The sequence below is a fragment of the Pseudomonas sp. ES4 genome, from assembly GCF_050586665.1.
Taxonomy (GTDB): domain Bacteria; phylum Pseudomonadota; class Gammaproteobacteria; order Pseudomonadales; family Pseudomonadaceae; genus Aquipseudomonas; species Aquipseudomonas frederiksbergensis.
This window is the reverse complement of record NZ_JBOBDO010000039.1, coordinates 18,224-35,801: the sequence shown is the minus strand read 5'-3', so window position 1 is coordinate 35,801 and position 17,578 is coordinate 18,224. Positions and strand designations below refer to the sequence as shown.

The window sequence follows — 17,578 nt, the reverse complement described above, 5'->3', positions numbered from 1 at the left end:
AGACCTCTCTCTTCCTCCCACAGGGGCTCTATGTTGTCAGGGTTATTTGCTGTTGGTCAGGGTGTTGTAGCTGGTCATCAGGTTGCGATAGTCCGGGATGTGGTTGGAGAACAAGGTGGCCAGGCCTTCCACGTCGTTGCGCCAGTCGCGATGCAGCTCACAGGCCAGGCCGAACCAGGTCATCAACTGAGCGCCGGAGGCCGACATGCGGTCCCAGGCCGATTGACGGGTCAGTTCGTTGAACGTGCCGGAAGCATCAGTCACCACGAACACCTCGAAGCCTTCAGCCAGTGCCGAGAGCGCCGGGAATGCCACGCACACTTCGGTCACTACGCCAGCGATGATCAGTTGTTTCTTGCCGGTGGCCTTGATCGCCTTGACGAAGTCTTCGTTGTCCCAGGCATTGATCTGGCCAGGACGGGCAATGTACGGCGCGTCCGGGAACAGCGCTTTGAGCTCAGGCACCAGCGGACCGTTGGGACCGGTTTCGAAACTGGTGGTGAGAATGGTCGGCAACTTGAAGTACTTGGCCAGGTCAGCCAGGGCCAACACGTTGTTCTTGAAACGGTCCGGCTCGATGTCGCGCACCAGAGAAAGCAGACCCGCCTGGTGATCGACCAACAGAACGGCGGCGTTATCCTTGTCGAGACGTTTGTAAGAAGTAGTCATGGGAGTAATCCTCGCTTTTTATCGATGCCGAACGGGCCGGCGTGAGAGAAACCTGATAGTTCGTTAAAACGCGGCCAAGCAAGGGTAGTCGCCCTTGTCCGGCACGCCACAGCATTACAACGTTGAGTTCAACCGCTCATCCGACCGAACCGACCGGACTGGAAGTCGGCGAAGGCCTGGTGAATTTCTTGCTCGGTGTTCATCACGAACGGACCGTGACCGACGATGGGTTCGTCAATCGGCTCGCCACTGAGCAGCAACACGACGGCATCGTTATTGGCTTCGAGGCTGAGCTGCTGGCCATTGCGTTCGAACAACGCCAACTGCCCTTCGCGCACCAGTTCCACACCGTTGACCTGAACCGTGCCCCGCAACACCACAAGGGCTGTGTTACGACCTTCGTGCAGGTCCAGGGTCAGCAATTTGCCGCCGTTGAGGCGCAGGTCCCAGACGTCAATCGGGGTAAACGTGCGCGCCGGACCGGTGTGGCCGTCAAACTCACCGGCGATCAAGCGCAGGCTGCCGGCCTGATCCTTGAGCGCGATGCTCGGGATGTCGCCATCGAGAATCGTCTGGTAACCGGCGTCGGCCATTTTGTCCTTGGCCGGCAGGTTGACCCACAGCTGCACCATTTCCAGGGTGCCGCCGCTCTTGGCGAAACCTTCGGAGTGGAATTCTTCGTGGAGAATCCCGGAGGCCGCGGTCATCCATTGCACGTCGCCTGGGCCGATCTTGCCGCCACTGCCGGTGGAGTCGCGGTGTTCCAGTTCGCCCTTGTAAACGATAGTCACGGTTTCGAAACCGCGGTGTGGATGCTGACCAACGCCACGACGCTCGGTGGTCGGGGTGAATTCAGCGGGACCGGCGTGGTCGAGCAGCAAAAACGGGCTGATGTGTTTGCCCAGGTAGTCGTAGGAAAACAGCGTACGAACCGGAAAACCGTCGCCGACCCAATGGGTCCGTGGGCTGGTGTAGATACCGATGATGTTTTTCATTCCGCCTCCGAATCTGGTGAGTGACGCGATGGACAAAGCTTAAAACCGACGCCTTTGATGCACTAGACTGCAAAAATCAGCCTTAGCGTTCTATATGGAGAACGATGGTGGAAGACCTCAACACCCTCTACTACTTCACCCAGGTGGTGGAGCACCACGGTTTCGCTCCCGCCGGCCGGGCGCTGGACATGCCCAAGTCGAAGCTGAGCCGGCGCATAGCCGAGCTCGAAGAGCGCCTCGGTGTGCGCCTGCTGCACCGCACCAGCCGGCATTGTTCACTGACGGAAATCGGCCAGGCCTATTACCAGCGTTGCCTGGCGATGCGCGTCGAAGCGGAAAGCGCTGCCGAACTGATCGAACGCAACCGCTCCGAACCCCAAGGCCTGGTGCGCCTCAGTTGCCCGACCGCGCTGCTCAATTCCTGGGTCGGGCCGATGCTGACCCGCTACATGCTCAAGTACCCGCTGGTGGAATTGTTCATCGAGAGCACCAACCGCCGGGTCGACCTTATCCACGAGGGGTTTGACATCGCCCTGCGGGTGCGCTTTCCGCCGCTGGAAAATACCGACATGGTGATGAAGGTGCTGGGCAACAGCACCCAATGCCTGGTGGGCAGTCCGGCCTTCGTGCCGCGCCTGTCGTCACCGGCCTCCCCGGCTGACCTCAGCGGGTTGCCGAGCCTGCACTGGGGCGCGGCGCAGCGTGAATATCAGTGGGAATTGTTTGCAGCGGACGGCGCCAGCGCGGTGATCCGGCATGCGCCACGAATGGTCACCGATGACCTGTTGGCGCTGCGTCACGCGGTGGTGGCCGGGATCGGCATCGCTCATTTGCCCAGCGTGGTGGTGCGCGATGACATTGCCGCGGGCCGATTGGTGGAACTGGTGCCGGGCTGGGCCCCCAAGTGCGGGATCGTCCACGCGATTTTCCCGTCACGCCGCGGGCTGCTGCCGTCGGTGCGCGCATTGATCGACTTTCTGGGTGAGGAATTCAGCCACAGTGATATTGCCTAGAAGCCCGTACACGGGGGTAAGGCCTTAAACCGAGTCGCGGCTATCGCGAGCAGGCTCACTCCCACATTGGGATTTGCGTACACCACAAATCCCCTGTGGGAGTGAGCCTGCTCGCGATAGCGCCCGACCAAACACTACCAATCCCCCAGACTGCCCCCCGATTCATGACTTGCGGTAAACATTGCTTTGCCCCACCAGCGGTTTTTCCCCTGGCTGCGGGCGCGGATACTCCTGCCCATTCCCACTGCAACCCCTGGAGTCACTGATGTCTATTCCCGCATTCGGCCTTGGTACGTTTCGCTTGCAAGGCCAGGTGGTCATCGATTCGGTGAGCACTGGCCTGGAGCTGGGCTATCGGGTCATCGATACCGCGCAAATCTACGAGAACGAAGCCGAGGTCGGCGAAGCCATTGCCGCCAGCGGCATCGCCCGTGACGAGTTGTTCATCACCAGCAAGATCTGGGTGGCCAACTTCGCCGGGGATCGCCTGATCGACAGCCTCAAGGAAAGCCTGCAAAAGCTGCAAACCGACTACCTGGACCTGACCCTCATCCATTGGCCGTCCCCGGAAAACCAGGTGCCAGTCGATGAGTTCATGGGCGCCCTGCTCGAAGCCAAACAACTGGGCCTGACCCGGCAGATCGGCGTGTCCAACTTCACTGTCGACCTGATGAAACAGGCGATCGCCGCGGTCGGTGCCGAACACATCGCGACCAACCAGATCGAACTGCACCCGTACCTGCAAAACCGCAAGGTCGTCGAATTCGCGCAGAGCCAAGGCATCCCGATCACCTCGTACATGACCCTCGCTTACGGCGAAGTGCTGAAAGACCCGGTGATCCAGCAAATCGCCGATCGCCTGAAAGCGACGCCGGCACACGTCACGCTGGCCTGGGCCATGCAACTGGGTTACGCAGTGATTCCCTCGTCGACCAAACGCGCCAACCTGCAAAGTAACCTGCACGCCCGCACACTGACCTTGAGCGACGCCGACATGGCGCTGATCGCGGGCCTGGATCGTGGCCATCGGCTGACCAGCCCCAAAGGCCTCGCGCCCCAGTGGGATTAAGCGTCAGTCTTGCGTGAGGCTCTGATCCAGGCGTGCCATGGCGTGTTGCAATTGATCGACGGCCTCGTCGATCAACGCCGCGCGCCCTTCGGCGCAGGCACGTTCCAGCTGTTCGCAGCACTCGATCAGACGTTTTGCACGAACCATCCGCGCGCCCCCTTTGATGCGGTGCGCCAGGTCTTGCAGCCGGTGTCGATTGCCAATGACGTGCGCGGCAAGCAGATCATCGCGATCGTAGCGATTGGTCTCGGCCAGTTCGCGCAACAGTTGATCGATCAGCGTGCGGTCTTCGCCGACGTAGAGCTCCAGGCCGCTCAAGTCGATTGGGAATGTTGCTTGCTCTTCAACCGGCGCCAGCGGTTCACTGACAAATCGGGACGCCAGCCAGGCACTCAAGTCTGCCAGCCGGATCGGTTTGAACAGACAATCGTCCATGCCCGCTTCAAGGCAACGGATCTTTTCCTCCGGCTGCGCATTGGCGCTAAACCCCAGTATCAGCGTGGGGGGCAAGCCATTAGCGCGCTCTTCATCGCGTATCGCACCGGCCAATTCATAGCCATTGACCACCGGCATGTTGCAATCGGTGATGACCAAATCGAGTTCATGCTCGCGCCACTTCGCAAGACCATGCTCGCCATCATCAGCCTCCAGCACCTGATGCCCCAGGTAGCTCAACTGCCGCGACAGCAGCAATCGATTGGCCGGGTAATCGTCGACCACCAGAATCGTCAGCAGCCGAGTGGCCACCTGCAATCCGCTTTCGGCACACGCGCCGCCGGCCAACGGTTGCAACGCAATCAGATCAACACTGATGTCGACCCGCGTCCCTACTCCGAGGACGCTGTCGAGCTGCAATCGACCGCCCATCATTTCGCACAGCGTGCGGCTGATCACCAGTCCCAGACCGGAGCCGTTGTGGCCTGACTGCTGACTGTTGCCGGCCTGCACGAACGGGCTGAACAGTCGTTGCTGATCGGCCACACTGACACCAATGCCGCTATCCTCGATACGCACACTGACGGCCAGATGCCCCGAGATCCCGGGCTCCACTCGCAGTGTCAGACTCACCCCGCCTTCACGGGTGAACTTGATCGCGTTGCTCAGCAGATTGGACAGCACCTGCTTGAAGCGCGTGGGGTCAACCAGCACGTCGCGATCGCTGTGCTCGGCCAATTCGACCCGCCACTGCAAGTTCTTCTGCCGTGCCAGGCCTTCGAAAACCCGGCACACCGACGCCACCAGCGTGCGCAGATTGGCCCGCTCAGGGGTCAGCGACAAATGCCCGGACTCGATGCGGGCGATGTCCAGGATGTCGCCGATCAACGCCAGCAATTGCTGCGCGGCAGTGGATGCCACTTCGATGGCGGAGCGATCGGTGAAGCCCTCTTCCGCTCGCTTGAGCGCCAGTTCGAGCATGCCGATCAGGGCATTCATCGGTGTGCGGATTTCATGACTCATGGTCGCCAGGAAAGTGGTTTTGGCGCGGTTGGCGTCGTCGGCGGCGTTCTTGGCCTCCTGCAATTGCCCGAGCAGTTGTTGGCGTTGAGTGATCTGCCGACGCTGCCAGGCAATCCAGGCCAAGGCGAGCAACAGCAAAGCGCCTGCCGCGGCAAACGCCTGGAGAATGCGTTGGCGATGGCGCAGCCAGTAGCTGTCATCGACCACCACGTCATTGCTCCAGCGGGCTAACAGCTCATCCATCTCCCGGGGCGAAATGCTCAGCAGTGCCTTGTTCAGAATCGAGTGCAACTCCAGCGCACCACGGCTGGTGGCCAGAGCGATACGCGCCGGTTCATCACCCAAGGTGCTGCTGATCCGCAGACGCTCGCGGTATTGCCGGGTGACCAGATACCGAGCCACGATCAATGAGCTGACGACCCCGTCGGCCTGGCCCTTGATTACCCACTCCATCCCCTGCGCCGGACTCGCCACTTCGACCAGACGTGCAGTGGGCGCCCGAGCGCGGATGAACTCGAGCAACGGATGACCGCGATAAATCGCCAGGCGTTTACCGGCCATATCGTCCAGGGTCCTGGGGCTTCCCGGGGTGGTCGCACTGACCAGTACAAACGGATTGTTCAGGTACGACCGAGTGAAACGCAGTTCGGCTTCGCGTTCGATACCGGGCGTGACCACCGGTAACACGTCGATCTTGCCATCCTTGAGTTGCTGGATCTGCTGATCGAGGGAGTTACCCCGCTGCACCTCGAAGGTCAAGCCGCTGCGCTGGCTGATCAGCGACAGCAATTGCGCAGTCAACCCGCTGAGTTGTCCCTGTGCATCGTAAAAAGTCAGCGGTGCGAAGTCCTCGATAACCCCCACTTGCACGGTCGGATGTCGATCCAGCCAACGTTGCTCGCTGGCGCTCAAACGGACTCGCTCTTGACCCGCCATGTTGGCTCTGCCGGCGCTCCAGCGCTGCTCGATGGCCATGCGCTGATCCATGGGAATCGCCGCCAGAGCTTTGTCGACAATACTCTTCAGACGTGGATTACCGCGGCTGAAGGCGAAGCCGAACGGATTGGCGTCCAGGCCGGAGGGCCCCACCAGGCGAACGTTGCTGAGGTAGTTGTTATTGATCAGGTAATTGGCACTGATGAAGTCGCCGAGGTACACATCGTCCTGCCCGAACGCCACCGCCCCGATCGCGTCGAGTGCCGAGGGGTAGCGTTGCAAGCTCGCTTCGGGATAAAAGGCTTCGACAGTCTGTGCTTGCAGATAGTCATCGACCATGGCAATGCGCTTGCCCGCAAGGTCGACGGGCATTCCGTCGTCCAGGCGGGTCACCAGCATCGGCTGATCTTCGGCATAGGCATCGGATCGGGTCAGCTCGGGGTCAGCCGCCTCAAAGTTGTTGGACGTGCCGAGCAGGTCCAGGTCATCGCGCTTGAGCGCCTCCATGGCTGCCTCGCGCGTGCGATAACGAAGCACGTCGATCTTGACGTGCAGCAACTGCCCCAACAGGGCGGCATAGTCTGCGGTGATGCCTTCCAGCTCATCAACGTTTCGCGTGATCTCGAACGGCGGGTAGTCCGGCCCCGATACTCCAAGGCGCAAGACTCGTTTGCCGCGCAACCACTGCCAGTCTTTTTCATCCAGCCGGACCTGATAATCCTCCACCGCGGAATGTCCCAGCACGTGCAAAAGCTTTGGCTCATCGGCTGCCGTCACCGATGCACCCAGTCCACAGAACAGCAACAGGGCCCACAAACAATCGCGCATGATCGAACTCACTCAGATCAGATGATTACGCTTGGCAAAATCCCTCAGGTGCACCGCCGATTCCACATTGAGTTTTCCAACCAGACGGGTCTTGTAGGTGCTGACGGTCTTGTGGCTCAAGTGCGTACATTCAGCGATTGCCTTGTTGCTGAAGCCCCGGCACAGATACTGAAGAATCGTCAGTTCCCGGTCGGAAAGCGTATCGATCATCTGTTTTTCACTCAGTTGTATCGAGTTCAGCGCCACCGACGCCAAGGGCAACTGGGCGAAATAGGTGTAACCAGCCATCACGGCATGCACGGCCTTGTGCAAATGCTGCAAATCGTTGGTCTTGGCGACATAAGCCACGGCGCCGGCGTGCATGCAACGATCCTGAAAAAAAATGGGTTCCTGGGACGTGAAGACCAGTACTCGACTGGGCACCCCGCTGGCCTTGATCCGCGTCAGTACATCCAGCCCGTCGAGCGAGGGCATCACCAGATCCAGGATCACCAGATCGGGCTTGTGTTCGCGGATCTTCGGCAAGACCTCATTACCACACGCCGCTTCGTATATCCGCTTGAAACCCTCCTGCATCAGTACGATTTTGACTGCGGCGCGAACCACCGGATGATCGTCCACAATCAGCGCTGACTTCATGGCAACTCCTGAGCAACAAAAACGACAATTGAATAATCAATGCCCATACGCCCGACCCGGTTGAACGCACCGGCGACGCGAAGACTTTTGCATGGAAAACCAGGCGCAACTACCTGACAGAAATGACAGTACCGACGAACGGTAGCCGAGGATCGATGATTGCCATCAACCGCGAAATGGACGCCAGGTCAGGCAGTAGTGTGTGGCTCACCGCCACCTTCTGATGAGCGCAAGCGTGAATGGCCGGCAGTTGCGCCTGCTGACCGTCATAGATCAAGGCGTGATGAACCTGTTGGTTATCAAGAAAGAAATCGAACAGGTTCAATGCCCCGCTCGCCAGCGAGGCATTGATGACCACCAGATCAAATGGCTCGCCACTGTATTCGACCAGGGTCAACAGCTCTTCAAGACTGTGCACCGGTGCTATCCGGTAGTAGTCGAGTTGATTGAACAGTCGCTCGACCTTCATGCGATGAAAATGCAACTCGTCGGCGATCAGGATACGTAAGGCTTTGTTCGACAATGCGGGCCCCCAGGAGGGTATCGAATTCGTGAGGCCGCAAGGCTACGGAAGACTTGTCGATGTTTCTGTAGGACTTTTCCGAAAAGCCAAAACTTACGATTTTCTGTAGGAGCATTACTGTCAGCCAAACCGGCGAACATGGGGCCGGATCAATGGGCATCCCATTGCAGCATCCGCACCCGGCAATGCTTCATCGCATTAACAATGTGTTTCTCCACCAGTGCCCGGGAAATGCCCAGGTGTTCGGCGATCTCCGGATGCGAAAGGCCTTCGATCTTGCGCAGCAGGAAACTCTCGCGGCACAACCGTGGCAATTCCGCCAATGCACGCTGGACCATCTCCAGGCGTTGGTCGTGATCGAGGCTGTGATGAGGGGATGGGGTGAAGTGGCGCTCTTCGTTGTCGAGCACTTCCAGGGGTTCGACCTGACGCAGGGCATTACGCCGATGGTCGTCGATCACCAGGTTGAGCGCGGTGCGGTACAGAAACGCCCGAGGCTGCTCGATCAACGTGGCGCTGGACCGCTCCAGAACTCGCAGATAAGCGTCATGCACCACATCTTCGGCGACCTGACGGTTGCCCAGCTTGGCGTTCAAAAAACACACCAGCTCGCGATAGTAGTTTTCCAACATGACTCCCGGCCGCAGGGGTGCGGTTTCTATCCTTGAGCCAGATCGGCGACCGCCGAGATAGGCAGTGGCACGATAGTGGCAGCTTGAGGTGCGTAATTTATAGTAATTCTCATATAGATTTAAAGTATTGCTTCGCGTTGCCTGAAAAATAGTCAAGAACGAGCGGCTGCACGTTGCTTCACCTGTAGGAGCTGCCCCTGCACCGCTCCCTAGCCACAGGGTCGTATACATCCGGTCATTCCATCATTTCGACATTTATTTAACGGGTTTCTTTCCGGTTTTGTGGTCGTGCCGCGTCTAATAATCATTCTTATTAACAAAACTCTGCACAACACTTTTCAGGAGCTCAGGTAAGTAATGCGACCTCAAATACGCCGCACACCACTCGCGTTGGCCGTACAGCGCCCGACATTGCATCGCACCCTGCTCACAAGCGTAATGCTGGCCGCCACCTTGCTGGGGAGCTCGATGGCCAATGCCGCACCTGTAAAAGTGAACATTGCAGGTCAATCGCTTTCCAGCGCGCTGACCGAGCTGGGCATGCAGACCCCTCTGCAAATCCTCTACAGCCCGGACCAGGTTGCAGGGATCAAGTCTCGCGCAGTGTCCGGTTCACTGGAACCCTCCGACGCCCTCGTCACCCTGCTCAAAGGCACTGGCATTTCGTTCCAGATCAGCGGCAATACCGTCACGCTGGTAACCGGCGGCGCGAGCCTGCAACTGGGTGCGACCACCATTTCCGGCCAGGCCCTGGGCCTGACCACTGAAGACACCGGTTCCTACACCACCGGCGCCACCACCACCGCGACCAAGTTGCCGCTGACCATTCGCGAAACCCCGCAATCAGTCACCGTAATCACCCGTCAGCAGATGGATGATCGCGGCGTACAAAGCGTTGGCGATGCGTTGCGCAATACCCCCGGCGTCACGTCGCAGAAGTACGACAGTGACCGTACCGAGTTTTCCGCCCGTGGCTTTGCCATCACCAACTTCCAGTACGATGGCGTCAACATCCCCTACGACGGCGTGTACGGTGAAAACCCCAACAACAGCGACGACGCAGCCAGCCTCGACCACATCGAAGTCATCAAAGGCGCCACCGGCCTGATGACTGGCGCTGGCGACCCGTCCGCCACGGTCAACCTGATCCGCAAGAAGCCGACCAAGGAGTTCAAGGCTTCGGTCAGCGCCACCGCCGGTTACTGGGACAACTACCGCACCGAAGGCGACATCTCTGGTTCACTGAACGATTCCGGCAGCGTGCGCGGTCGCTTCGTCGGTGCCCTTCAGGACAAAGATTCGTACATCGACCACTACAGCCAGAAGAAAGACCTGTTTTATGGTGTGCTCGAAGCCGACCTGACCGACGATACCCTGCTGACCCTGGGCGTCGACAAGTCCAGTGCCACCCCGCGCGGCAGCTCCTGGACCGGTAACTCGCCGTACTTCACCGACGGCGGCCGTACCGACTTCTCTCGCAGTTTCAACCCGGGTGCCGATTGGAGCCGTCGTGATTTCGACAGCGTCACCTACTTCTCGTCGCTGGAGCAAGCGCTGGCCAATGACTGGAAATTCAAGGCCAGCTTCGACCAGAAAACCACCGATCACGATACCCAACTGGCCTCGGCCAGCGGTGGTTACGCGGACCGCGCCACGGGCGAAGGCAATTTCCTTTACTGGGGTCGCTGGGAAGGTCATCGCGTGCAGAACAGCGCAGACGTAAGCGTCTCCGGTCCGTTCTCCCTGGGCGGTCGCGAGCATGAACTGGTAGCCGGCTTCATGGCATCGCACTCGCGCCAGACCGGCTCGACGTACGACACCAGCGCCTTCGAACTGGTGCCGGGCAGCATCTATGACTGGAACGGCAGCCTGCCGAAACAGGACTTCCCGAAAAACGGCAAGTACGAACGTACCCAGAGCCAGAACGGCCTTTACCTGGCCACGCGCCTGCGTCCGACCGACGACCTGTCGTTCATCCTCGGCAGCCGTCTGAGCACCTTCAAGTACAACGAGGATTACTCCTACTTTCCGGGCGGCACCCTCACCGACACTCACGCCAGCTACAAGGAACACGGGGTTGTCACGCCTTACGCCGGTGTGGTCTATGACCTGAACGATACCTACTCGGTCTACGGCAGCTACACCAAGATCTACCAACCTCAGATCAACAAGGACATCAACGGTTCGACCCTGGCACCGGTCGAAGGCGACAGCTACGAAACCGGCCTGAAAGCGGCTTACTTCGACGGCAAACTGAACGCCAGCCTGGCATTTTTCCGCATCGAGCAGGACAACGTCGCTCAATCGGTCGGCACTGATTTGAATACCGGCGATGGCATTTTCAAAGCCACCGACGGCGCCACCACCAATGGTGTAGAACTGGAACTGGCCGGCGAACTGGCGCAGGACTGGAACGTGTCTGCCGGCTACACCTACGCCCGCACCCGTGACAAGGACGAACAGCGCATCTTCGGTTTCCCGCTGGCCACCAGTAAACCGGAACACGTGATTCGTACATTCACCACTTACCGTCTGCCCGGCGCGCTGGACCAGTTCACCGTCGGTGGCGGGGTCAGCTGGCAGAGCGCGTTTTACGGCCAGAGCTACAGCCCGAACGTGGGCGGTGGCGAGGGCGGCAGCACCATGCTCAAGCAAGGTGGCTACACCCTCGTGGACCTGATGACCCGTTACCAGTACGACGATCACCTGAGCTTCACCGTCAATGCCTATAACATCTTCGACAAGAAGTACCTGACGGGCCTGGGCAACTTCGGCACCACGTTCTACGGCGAGCCGCGTAACATGCAGATCACCGCGAAGTATGATTTCTGAGTCGCTGAGCTGAAATGAAAAATGCCCGTATCGCGAGATACGGGCATTTTTTTGGATACTCCAGTTATTTAAACGCGGTTCCTGTAGGAGCGAACAGACTCGCTCTGTCAGGCGCTGGCGGCCATGGCGTGCCGCCGATGGTGAACTTCCAGCTGATCCTTGATCAGCCGCAACACCTTGGCCTGGTGCTCATGGATAAAGAAGTGTCCGCCCGCCAGCATGTCCACCGAGAAACTGCCGCGGGTTTCCTCGCTCCAGCCGATCAACTGTTCAGCGGTGGCGCGGTCAGCCTTGCCGCCGAGTACATGGATCGGGCACTTGAGCGCCGGGCGCTGTTGCGGTTCGTAACGTCCGCACAAAAGAAAGTCCGCACGCAGCACTGGCAACGTCAGGCTCATCAGCTCTTCGTTGGCCAGTACCTCTTCGCTGGTGCCGTTGAGGGTGCGCAGTTGCTCGATCAATTCGGCATCGGTTTTGGGCTCGGCGAAACCCCGGTCGTAATCGGCCCGCATCGTCGGTGCAGCCGTACCGGACGCAAACAGCGCCACCGGTTCCGGGCAGCCCAGCGAGCGAAACGCATGGGCCATCTCACAGGCGAGCAACGCGCCAAGACTATGCCCGAACAGCGCGTAGGGCGTCTTGAGCGTGGCTTTTTGTTCCTGCGCGAGTTGCAGCGCCAGGCGTCGCATGTCGGTGTGCAAGGGTTCGCCAAACCGGGCGCCACGTCCTGGGAGTTCCACGGGTTGCAGCGTGAGCCACTCCGGCAGTTTGCGCCGCCAGCGGCTGTAGACCATGGCACTCGCGCCCGAATAGGGCAGGCAGAGCAATGTCAGCTGGGTCACCGGGCGCACCTCGAAAAGTTGTCTGTATAGATGAACGGATGAACACAGAAGGGAATTAGTCGTACACATCCCCCTGTAGGAGTGAGCCTGCTCGCGATAGCGGTGTGTCAGTCACCATCAAGTTGACTGACAAACCGCTATCGCGAGCAGGCTCACTCCTACACGGGTTCTTTATTTCAAGTGGCGGAAGCTCTGGACTGCGGAACCGAGCACCACCACGCCAGCCGCAATCGCCACCCAGAATCCGCTGCGCGCGCCGAACGCATCCACCAGCCAGCCGGAACTGGCCGCGCCGATCGCCACGCCAATGCTCAACCCGGTCACCAGCCAGGTCAGGCCTTCAGTGAGTTTGGCCGGTGGCACGATGCGCTCCACCAATGCCATCGCCACAATCAGCGTCGGCGCAAAGAACAGGCCGGCGATAAACACCGCCAGCGACAGCCCGAGAATGTTCGTCGCCAGCAGCAACGGCAGCGTGGTCACCGCCGTCGCCACCCCGCCATACAGGAACAGTTGCGGCAACGGCAGTTTCGAGCGCAACGCCCCGAACGCCAGCCCCGCCATGCACGAGCCGATGGCATACACCGACAACACAATGCTCGCCGCCGCCGGCTGGCCCTGCTGTTGGGCGAACGCCACGCTGACCACGTCCACCACGCCGACGATGCTGCCCATGGCGACCATCAGCAGCATCAGCAACTGAATCTCGCGGGAACGAATGATCGAGCCCTGATGATGCTCTTCATGGGGATGAATCGCCGGCTCGGTGTCACGTTGCAGCACAAACGCCGTCACGCCGATCGCCAGCATCAGCAACGCCGCCAACGGCCCCGCCTCGGGGAACGCCACCACGCACAACCCCACCGACAGTGGCGGCCCGACGATAAAACAGACCTCATCCAGCACCGACTCCAGCGCATAAGCGGTCTGCAGTTCAGGCTGGCCGCGATACACCTCGGTCCAGCGCGCCCGCACCATCGCCGACATGCTCGGCATGCAACCGGCCAGCGCTGCGAACACAAACAACGTCCAGTTCGGCGCCTGCAAGCGCGTGCAAAGCAACACCAGCAACAACGCCCCGCCACCGATCAGCGCCGAGACGGGCAAGATCCGACGCTGGCCGAAACGGTCAACCAGCCGCGAAACCAGCGGCGCACAAAACGCCGTGGCCAAGGCAAACGTCGCCGCCACGGCGCCGGCCAATCCATACCCGCCCTGCAACTGCGAGAGCATGGTGATCAGGCCGATGCCGGTCATGGAAATCGGCATCCGCGCGATCATCCCGGCCAGCACAAAGGCGCAGCTGCCTGGGGCTTTGAACAGCTCGCGGTAAGGGTTTGCCATAGGTGCAGGTCTCAACAAGGGCCTGCAAGTTGCCACAAAGGCTGATCAAGGGGAAAGCTGCTAATTGTTGGTTGAATGTGAAGCCCCCATCGCGAGCAAGCTCGCACACAGTAAATCTACTGTGAACACTCTATTTGTGGGCACTAGAGATCAACTGTGGGAGCGAGCTTGCTCGCGATAAGGCCGGCACAGTCACCTTGCTGTTCCGGGTAACTGAACTCTCTACCGCTCAAACCAGTCAGCTAGTTAAGCCCTTCACCCGAGGCCTTAACCCTCATGCAGATCTCCCTCGACCACCAAGTCACCCTGAGCCTTTATCAGGAGTTTCGCGGCAATGGCTGATCATCATCCCGAACGGCAAAGTGCTATCGATGCCCATGGCATCATCGGCGACATGCGCAGCGCGGCACTGGTCAACGACAAGGGCAGCGTGGACTTTTTCTGCTGGCCGGAATTCGACAGCCCGTCGATCTTCTGCTCGCTGCTGGACACCCCTGAGGCCGGGATTTTCCAGCTGTCCCCGGATTTACCCGACGCGCGCCGCGAGCAGATTTACCTGCCCGACACCAATGTGCTGCTAACCCGTTGGCTCAGCGACCGCGCAGTCGTCGAAGTCACCGACCTGTTGCCCATTGGCGACAGCGAAGATGACACGCCGGTGCTGATGCGCCGGGTGCGTGTGGTCAGCGGCCAGGCAACGATTTACATGCGCTGCGCCGTGCACCATGACTACGCTCGCGCCAAGACCCGCGCACGCATGGATGAAGAAGACGTGACCTTCGAGGCCGCCAATCAGCCGTCCCTGCGCCTGTCTTCAGACCAGGTTTTACGTATCGACGGCCATGCCGCAGTCGCCGAATTCACCCTCGAACAGGGCCAGACCGCCGAATTCATGCTTGGCGGTATCGACGACCCTCGGTTCAAGGAAGGCGTCGCCGCGATCTGCCTGGAACGCACCCTGAAGTTCTGGCGCGACTGGATCGGCCAATGCAACTACCGTGGCCGCTGGCGGGAAATGGTCAATCGCTCGGCCCTGGCGCTGAAGCTGCTGACCTCACGCAAACACGGCGCAATCCTCGCCGCCGCGACCTTCGGCCTGCCGGAAACGCCTGGCGGCGAACGCAACTGGGACTACCGCTACACGTGGATCCGCGACGCTTCGTTTACGGTCTACGCGTTCATGCGCCTGGGCTTCGTCCAGGAAGCCAACGATTACATGCGCTGGCTGCGCGGCAGGGTCAGTGACTGCCAAGGCAAATCGACGAAGCTCAACATCCTCTACGCCATCGACGGTCGTCAGGAATTGCCGGAATTCGAACTCTCGCACCTCGCCGGCCATGGCGGCGCAACCCCGGTACGGATTGGCAATCAGGCTTACGACCAGGTCCAGCTCGACATCTTCGGCGAGCTGATGGACGCGGTGTACCTGGTCAACAAATACGGCGACGCCATTTCCCATGAAGGCTGGAAACACACTATAGAAGTGGTTGATCAGGTCTGCGAAACCTGGGAGCAAAAGGACGTCGGTATCTGGGAAATGCGCGGCGAACAACATCACTTTCTGCACTCGCGGCTGATGTGCTGGGTCGCACTGGACCGAGCGATTCGCCTCGCCTCAAAACGCTCGCTGCCCGCCCCGTTCGCGCGCTGGGACCAGACCCGACAGGCGATCTACGCGGACATCTGGGGAAACTTCTGGAACGAAGAGCGCGGGCATTTCGTCCAGTACATCGGCGGCACCGCCCTCGACGGCTCAATGCTGCTGATGCCACTGGTGCGCTTCGTCAGCGCCAAAGACCCGCGCTGGCTCGCGACCCTCGACGCCATCGAAAAGCATCTGGTACGCGACGGCATGGTTTACCGCTATCGCAATGATCACGCCCGGATCGACGGCCTCGACGGCACAGAAGGCGCCTTCGCCGCGTGCTCATTCTGGTACGTCGAATGCCTGGCCCGCGCCGGACGGGTGGAAAAGGCGCATCTGGAATTTGAACAATTGCTGAGGTATGCGAACCCGCTGGGGTTGTACGCCGAAGAGTTCGACAGCCATGCGCGGCATCTGGGCAATACGCCGCAAGCGCTGACGCATTTGGCACTGATCAGTGCGGCGTGTTTCCTGGATCGGAAATTGAGTGGGGAGAAGAGTTTCTGGCAGCCTTGAGGCCGTGTCGCCACAGGTTTTGTGTAGGCCAAGGCCTGACATTTCATAAACAACAGCCGCGCCCACTACCAGAAAATCCTTTGTTGCCAGCCGTTACATCCCCCCCTACCATCGACCACCAACGGGTACAGCGGAGCTGTCCAACAAAACCCGAATTCAAGGAAACCGAATGACCCAGCGCATCCACCGCAGCATTGACACCCCTCTCAGGTCCGGACTGAACCGCGACGAATTGTGGGAAGCCCATGACAAAGGCCTGATCAAATGCTGGGAAATCGGCCGCCAACGCGCCGCCCGTTTCCCCGAACTCGCCCAACGCTGCCTTGCCGGTGAACTGCCGGTGCTGGGCTGGAAAGGCGGCGTCAGCCGCAGCCTGAAAAAGCTCGAAAAGTACGGATCCCTCAAGTACCTCGCCCAGTGGCAAGGGTTGCGTGGGGAGGATCTGGATATCGATTTGAGTGAAGAACGGGCGTTGACCTGTTCGCGGACCAACATGGTGGTGACGTTTACGCCGGATCGGTCGAAGTACTTCAATCAGGTCGCGGAAATCGAAGCCTAGGAAAAACAGGCGAAGACATCGCCCACCTCACCGGCGGGCGTCGGGCATCACATTCCCGAAGAAGCGCCCGAGGCAACGGTCAAGGCATTACTGGATCTACTGGAAGGCTGACGCTGAAACGCTCGCGATAGGCCTGCGGGGTCACGCCCATGGCCCGCAGAAAACTGCGTCGAAGCGTCTCTTCGCTGCCGAATCCGCATTGCACCGCCACCCGTTTGATCGGCACGCCGGTATCGCTGAGCAAACGCCGGGCGGTCTCGACCCGAATCAGTTCGATGGCCCGGGCCGGCGTCTGGCCGGTGTCGGCGCGGTAATGGCGGACAAAACTGCGTTCGCTCATGCCGGCCTGCAAGGCCAGGGACGGGATGCCCAAATCCTTGGTGAGGTTTTCGCTGATCCAGGCATGAAGTTCGTCGAAACGGTTGCCTTCCTTTTGCAAAGAGAGCGTCACGCTGAACTGCGACTGGCCGCCGGGGCGTTTCAGGAACACCACCAGTTGCCGGGCGACTTCCAGGGCCATTGTGCGGCCAAGATCCTCTTCGACCATGGCCAGCGCCAGATCGATACCGGCAGTGACCCCAGCCGAGGTCCAGACCGGGCCGTCATTGATGAAAATCGGATTGGGCTCAACCAGCAGCCGCGGATGCTGCTGCGCCAACTGCTCGCAACGGCTCCAGTGAGTGACCACCCGCCGGCCATCGAGCCAGCCGCTGGCCGCCAGCAAAAATGCCCCGGTGCACACCGACGATACCCGCCGACACCCCATCGCGTGTTCACGTACCCAGGCCACCAGCGGTTCATCTCGCGCCGCGTCGTAAACGCCCCAGCCACCGGCAATGATCAACGTGTCACTGGCCACTTCGGGCAGCGGTTCGGCCAACAGCGCCAGCCCCGCCGACGACATCACCGCCCCGCCGCCGCTGGCAATCACCGTCGGCGCATAAGGTGGCGGAAAACCTTGCTGGCGGGAAATATCGTTGGCCGAAGCGAACACCTGCAACGGCCCGGTGACGTCGAGCAATTGCACATTGGCAAAGGCGAGCACGTGAATGGTTTTCGGCATGATTGGCGTAATTCG

General features: G+C 60.1%; 14 protein-coding genes. 5 read left to right on the top strand and 9 right to left on the bottom strand.

Translation table 11 applies throughout. The annotated features are described in order from the left end of the window. Window positions 1–42: 42 nt before the first annotated feature. Both ycaC and ACQ4OB_RS26885 read right to left on the bottom strand, forming a co-directional pair. Window positions 43–669 (bottom strand): isochorismate family cysteine hydrolase YcaC, encoded by a 627-nt coding sequence (gene ycaC, locus ACQ4OB_RS26890; protein WP_074878621.1) that lies wholly within the window; start codon window positions 667–669, stop codon window positions 43–45. A gap of 128 nt (window positions 670–797) precedes the next feature. After that, window positions 798–1,664 carry a pirin family protein gene (locus ACQ4OB_RS26885; RefSeq protein WP_102616601.1) on the bottom strand — a complete coding sequence of 289 codons (867 nt, stop codon included), beginning with the start codon at window positions 1,662–1,664 and terminating at the stop codon, window positions 798–800. 104 nt (window positions 1,665–1,768) lie between these two features. On the opposite strand from ACQ4OB_RS26885, the gene ACQ4OB_RS26880 reads away from it, so the two are divergent. Then, window positions 1,769–2,677: a LysR substrate-binding domain-containing protein gene (locus ACQ4OB_RS26880; protein WP_074878625.1), complete on the top strand. Its 909-nt coding sequence runs from the start codon at window positions 1,769–1,771 to the stop codon at window positions 2,675–2,677. Window positions 2,678–2,942: 265 nt separating this feature from the next. Further along, window positions 2,943–3,746: a 2,5-didehydrogluconate reductase DkgB gene (gene dkgB / locus ACQ4OB_RS26875; protein WP_074878631.1), complete on the top strand. Its 804-nt coding sequence runs from the start codon at window positions 2,943–2,945 to the stop codon at window positions 3,744–3,746. A 3-nt stretch (window positions 3,747–3,749) separates the two neighbouring features. On the opposite strand, the gene ACQ4OB_RS26870 is transcribed toward dkgB, so the two are convergent. The 4 genes from ACQ4OB_RS26870 to ACQ4OB_RS26855 all read right to left on the bottom strand — a co-directional run bounded on the left by ACQ4OB_RS26870 (window position 3,750) and on the right by ACQ4OB_RS26855 (window position 8,762). Further along, window positions 3,750–6,968 carry a transporter substrate-binding domain-containing protein gene (locus tag ACQ4OB_RS26870; RefSeq protein WP_430956796.1) on the bottom strand — a complete coding sequence of 1,073 codons (3,219 nt, stop codon included), beginning with the start codon at window positions 6,966–6,968 and terminating at the stop codon, window positions 3,750–3,752. Window positions 6,969–6,980: 12 nt separating this feature from the next. Beyond that, the gene (locus ACQ4OB_RS26865) at window positions 6,981–7,607 is read right to left on the bottom strand and encodes a response regulator (protein WP_430956795.1); all 627 of its coding nucleotides are present in this window, start codon (window positions 7,605–7,607) and stop codon (window positions 6,981–6,983) included. A 109-nt stretch (window positions 7,608–7,716) separates the two neighbouring features. Further along, window positions 7,717–8,130 (bottom strand): chemotaxis protein CheY, encoded by a 414-nt coding sequence (locus tag ACQ4OB_RS26860; RefSeq protein WP_074878638.1) that lies wholly within the window; start codon window positions 8,128–8,130, stop codon window positions 7,717–7,719. Window positions 8,131–8,279: 149 nt separating this feature from the next. Then, window positions 8,280–8,762 (bottom strand): sigma-70 family RNA polymerase sigma factor, encoded by a 483-nt coding sequence (locus tag ACQ4OB_RS26855; protein ID WP_074878641.1) that lies wholly within the window; start codon window positions 8,760–8,762, stop codon window positions 8,280–8,282. 357 nt (window positions 8,763–9,119) lie between these two features. On the opposite strand from ACQ4OB_RS26855, the gene ACQ4OB_RS26850 reads away from it, so the two are divergent. Then, window positions 9,120–11,594 (top strand): TonB-dependent siderophore receptor, encoded by a 2,475-nt coding sequence (locus ACQ4OB_RS26850; protein WP_430956794.1) that lies wholly within the window; start codon window positions 9,120–9,122, stop codon window positions 11,592–11,594. Between the two features lie 107 nt (window positions 11,595–11,701). Here the strand turns inward: ACQ4OB_RS26850 and ACQ4OB_RS26845 are convergent, their stop codons facing one another. Further along, a complete protein-coding gene (locus ACQ4OB_RS26845; RefSeq protein ID WP_430956793.1) occupies window positions 11,702–12,436 on the bottom strand; it encodes a thioesterase II family protein in 735 nt (244 codons plus the stop codon). A 171-nt stretch (window positions 12,437–12,607) separates the two neighbouring features. After that, the gene (locus tag ACQ4OB_RS26840; RefSeq protein WP_430956792.1) at window positions 12,608–13,780 is read right to left on the bottom strand and encodes an MFS transporter; all 1,173 of its coding nucleotides are present in this window, start codon (window positions 13,778–13,780) and stop codon (window positions 12,608–12,610) included. A gap of 334 nt (window positions 13,781–14,114) precedes the next feature. On the opposite strand from ACQ4OB_RS26840, the gene ACQ4OB_RS26835 reads away from it, so the two are divergent. Both ACQ4OB_RS26835 and ACQ4OB_RS26830 read left to right on the top strand, forming a co-directional pair. Continuing rightward, window positions 14,115–15,941 (top strand): glycoside hydrolase family 15 protein, encoded by a 1,827-nt coding sequence (locus ACQ4OB_RS26835; RefSeq protein ID WP_430956791.1) that lies wholly within the window; start codon window positions 14,115–14,117, stop codon window positions 15,939–15,941. A 169-nt stretch (window positions 15,942–16,110) separates the two neighbouring features. Next, a complete protein-coding gene (locus ACQ4OB_RS26830) occupies window positions 16,111–16,500 on the top strand; it encodes a hypothetical protein (RefSeq protein WP_074878653.1) in 390 nt (129 codons plus the stop codon). Window positions 16,501–16,579: 79 nt separating this feature from the next. Here ACQ4OB_RS26830 and ACQ4OB_RS26825 read toward each other — a convergent pair whose 3' ends face one another. Then, window positions 16,580–17,563 (bottom strand): GlxA family transcriptional regulator, encoded by a 984-nt coding sequence (locus ACQ4OB_RS26825; protein ID WP_430956790.1) that lies wholly within the window; start codon window positions 17,561–17,563, stop codon window positions 16,580–16,582. Window positions 17,564–17,578: the final 15 nt, after the last annotated feature.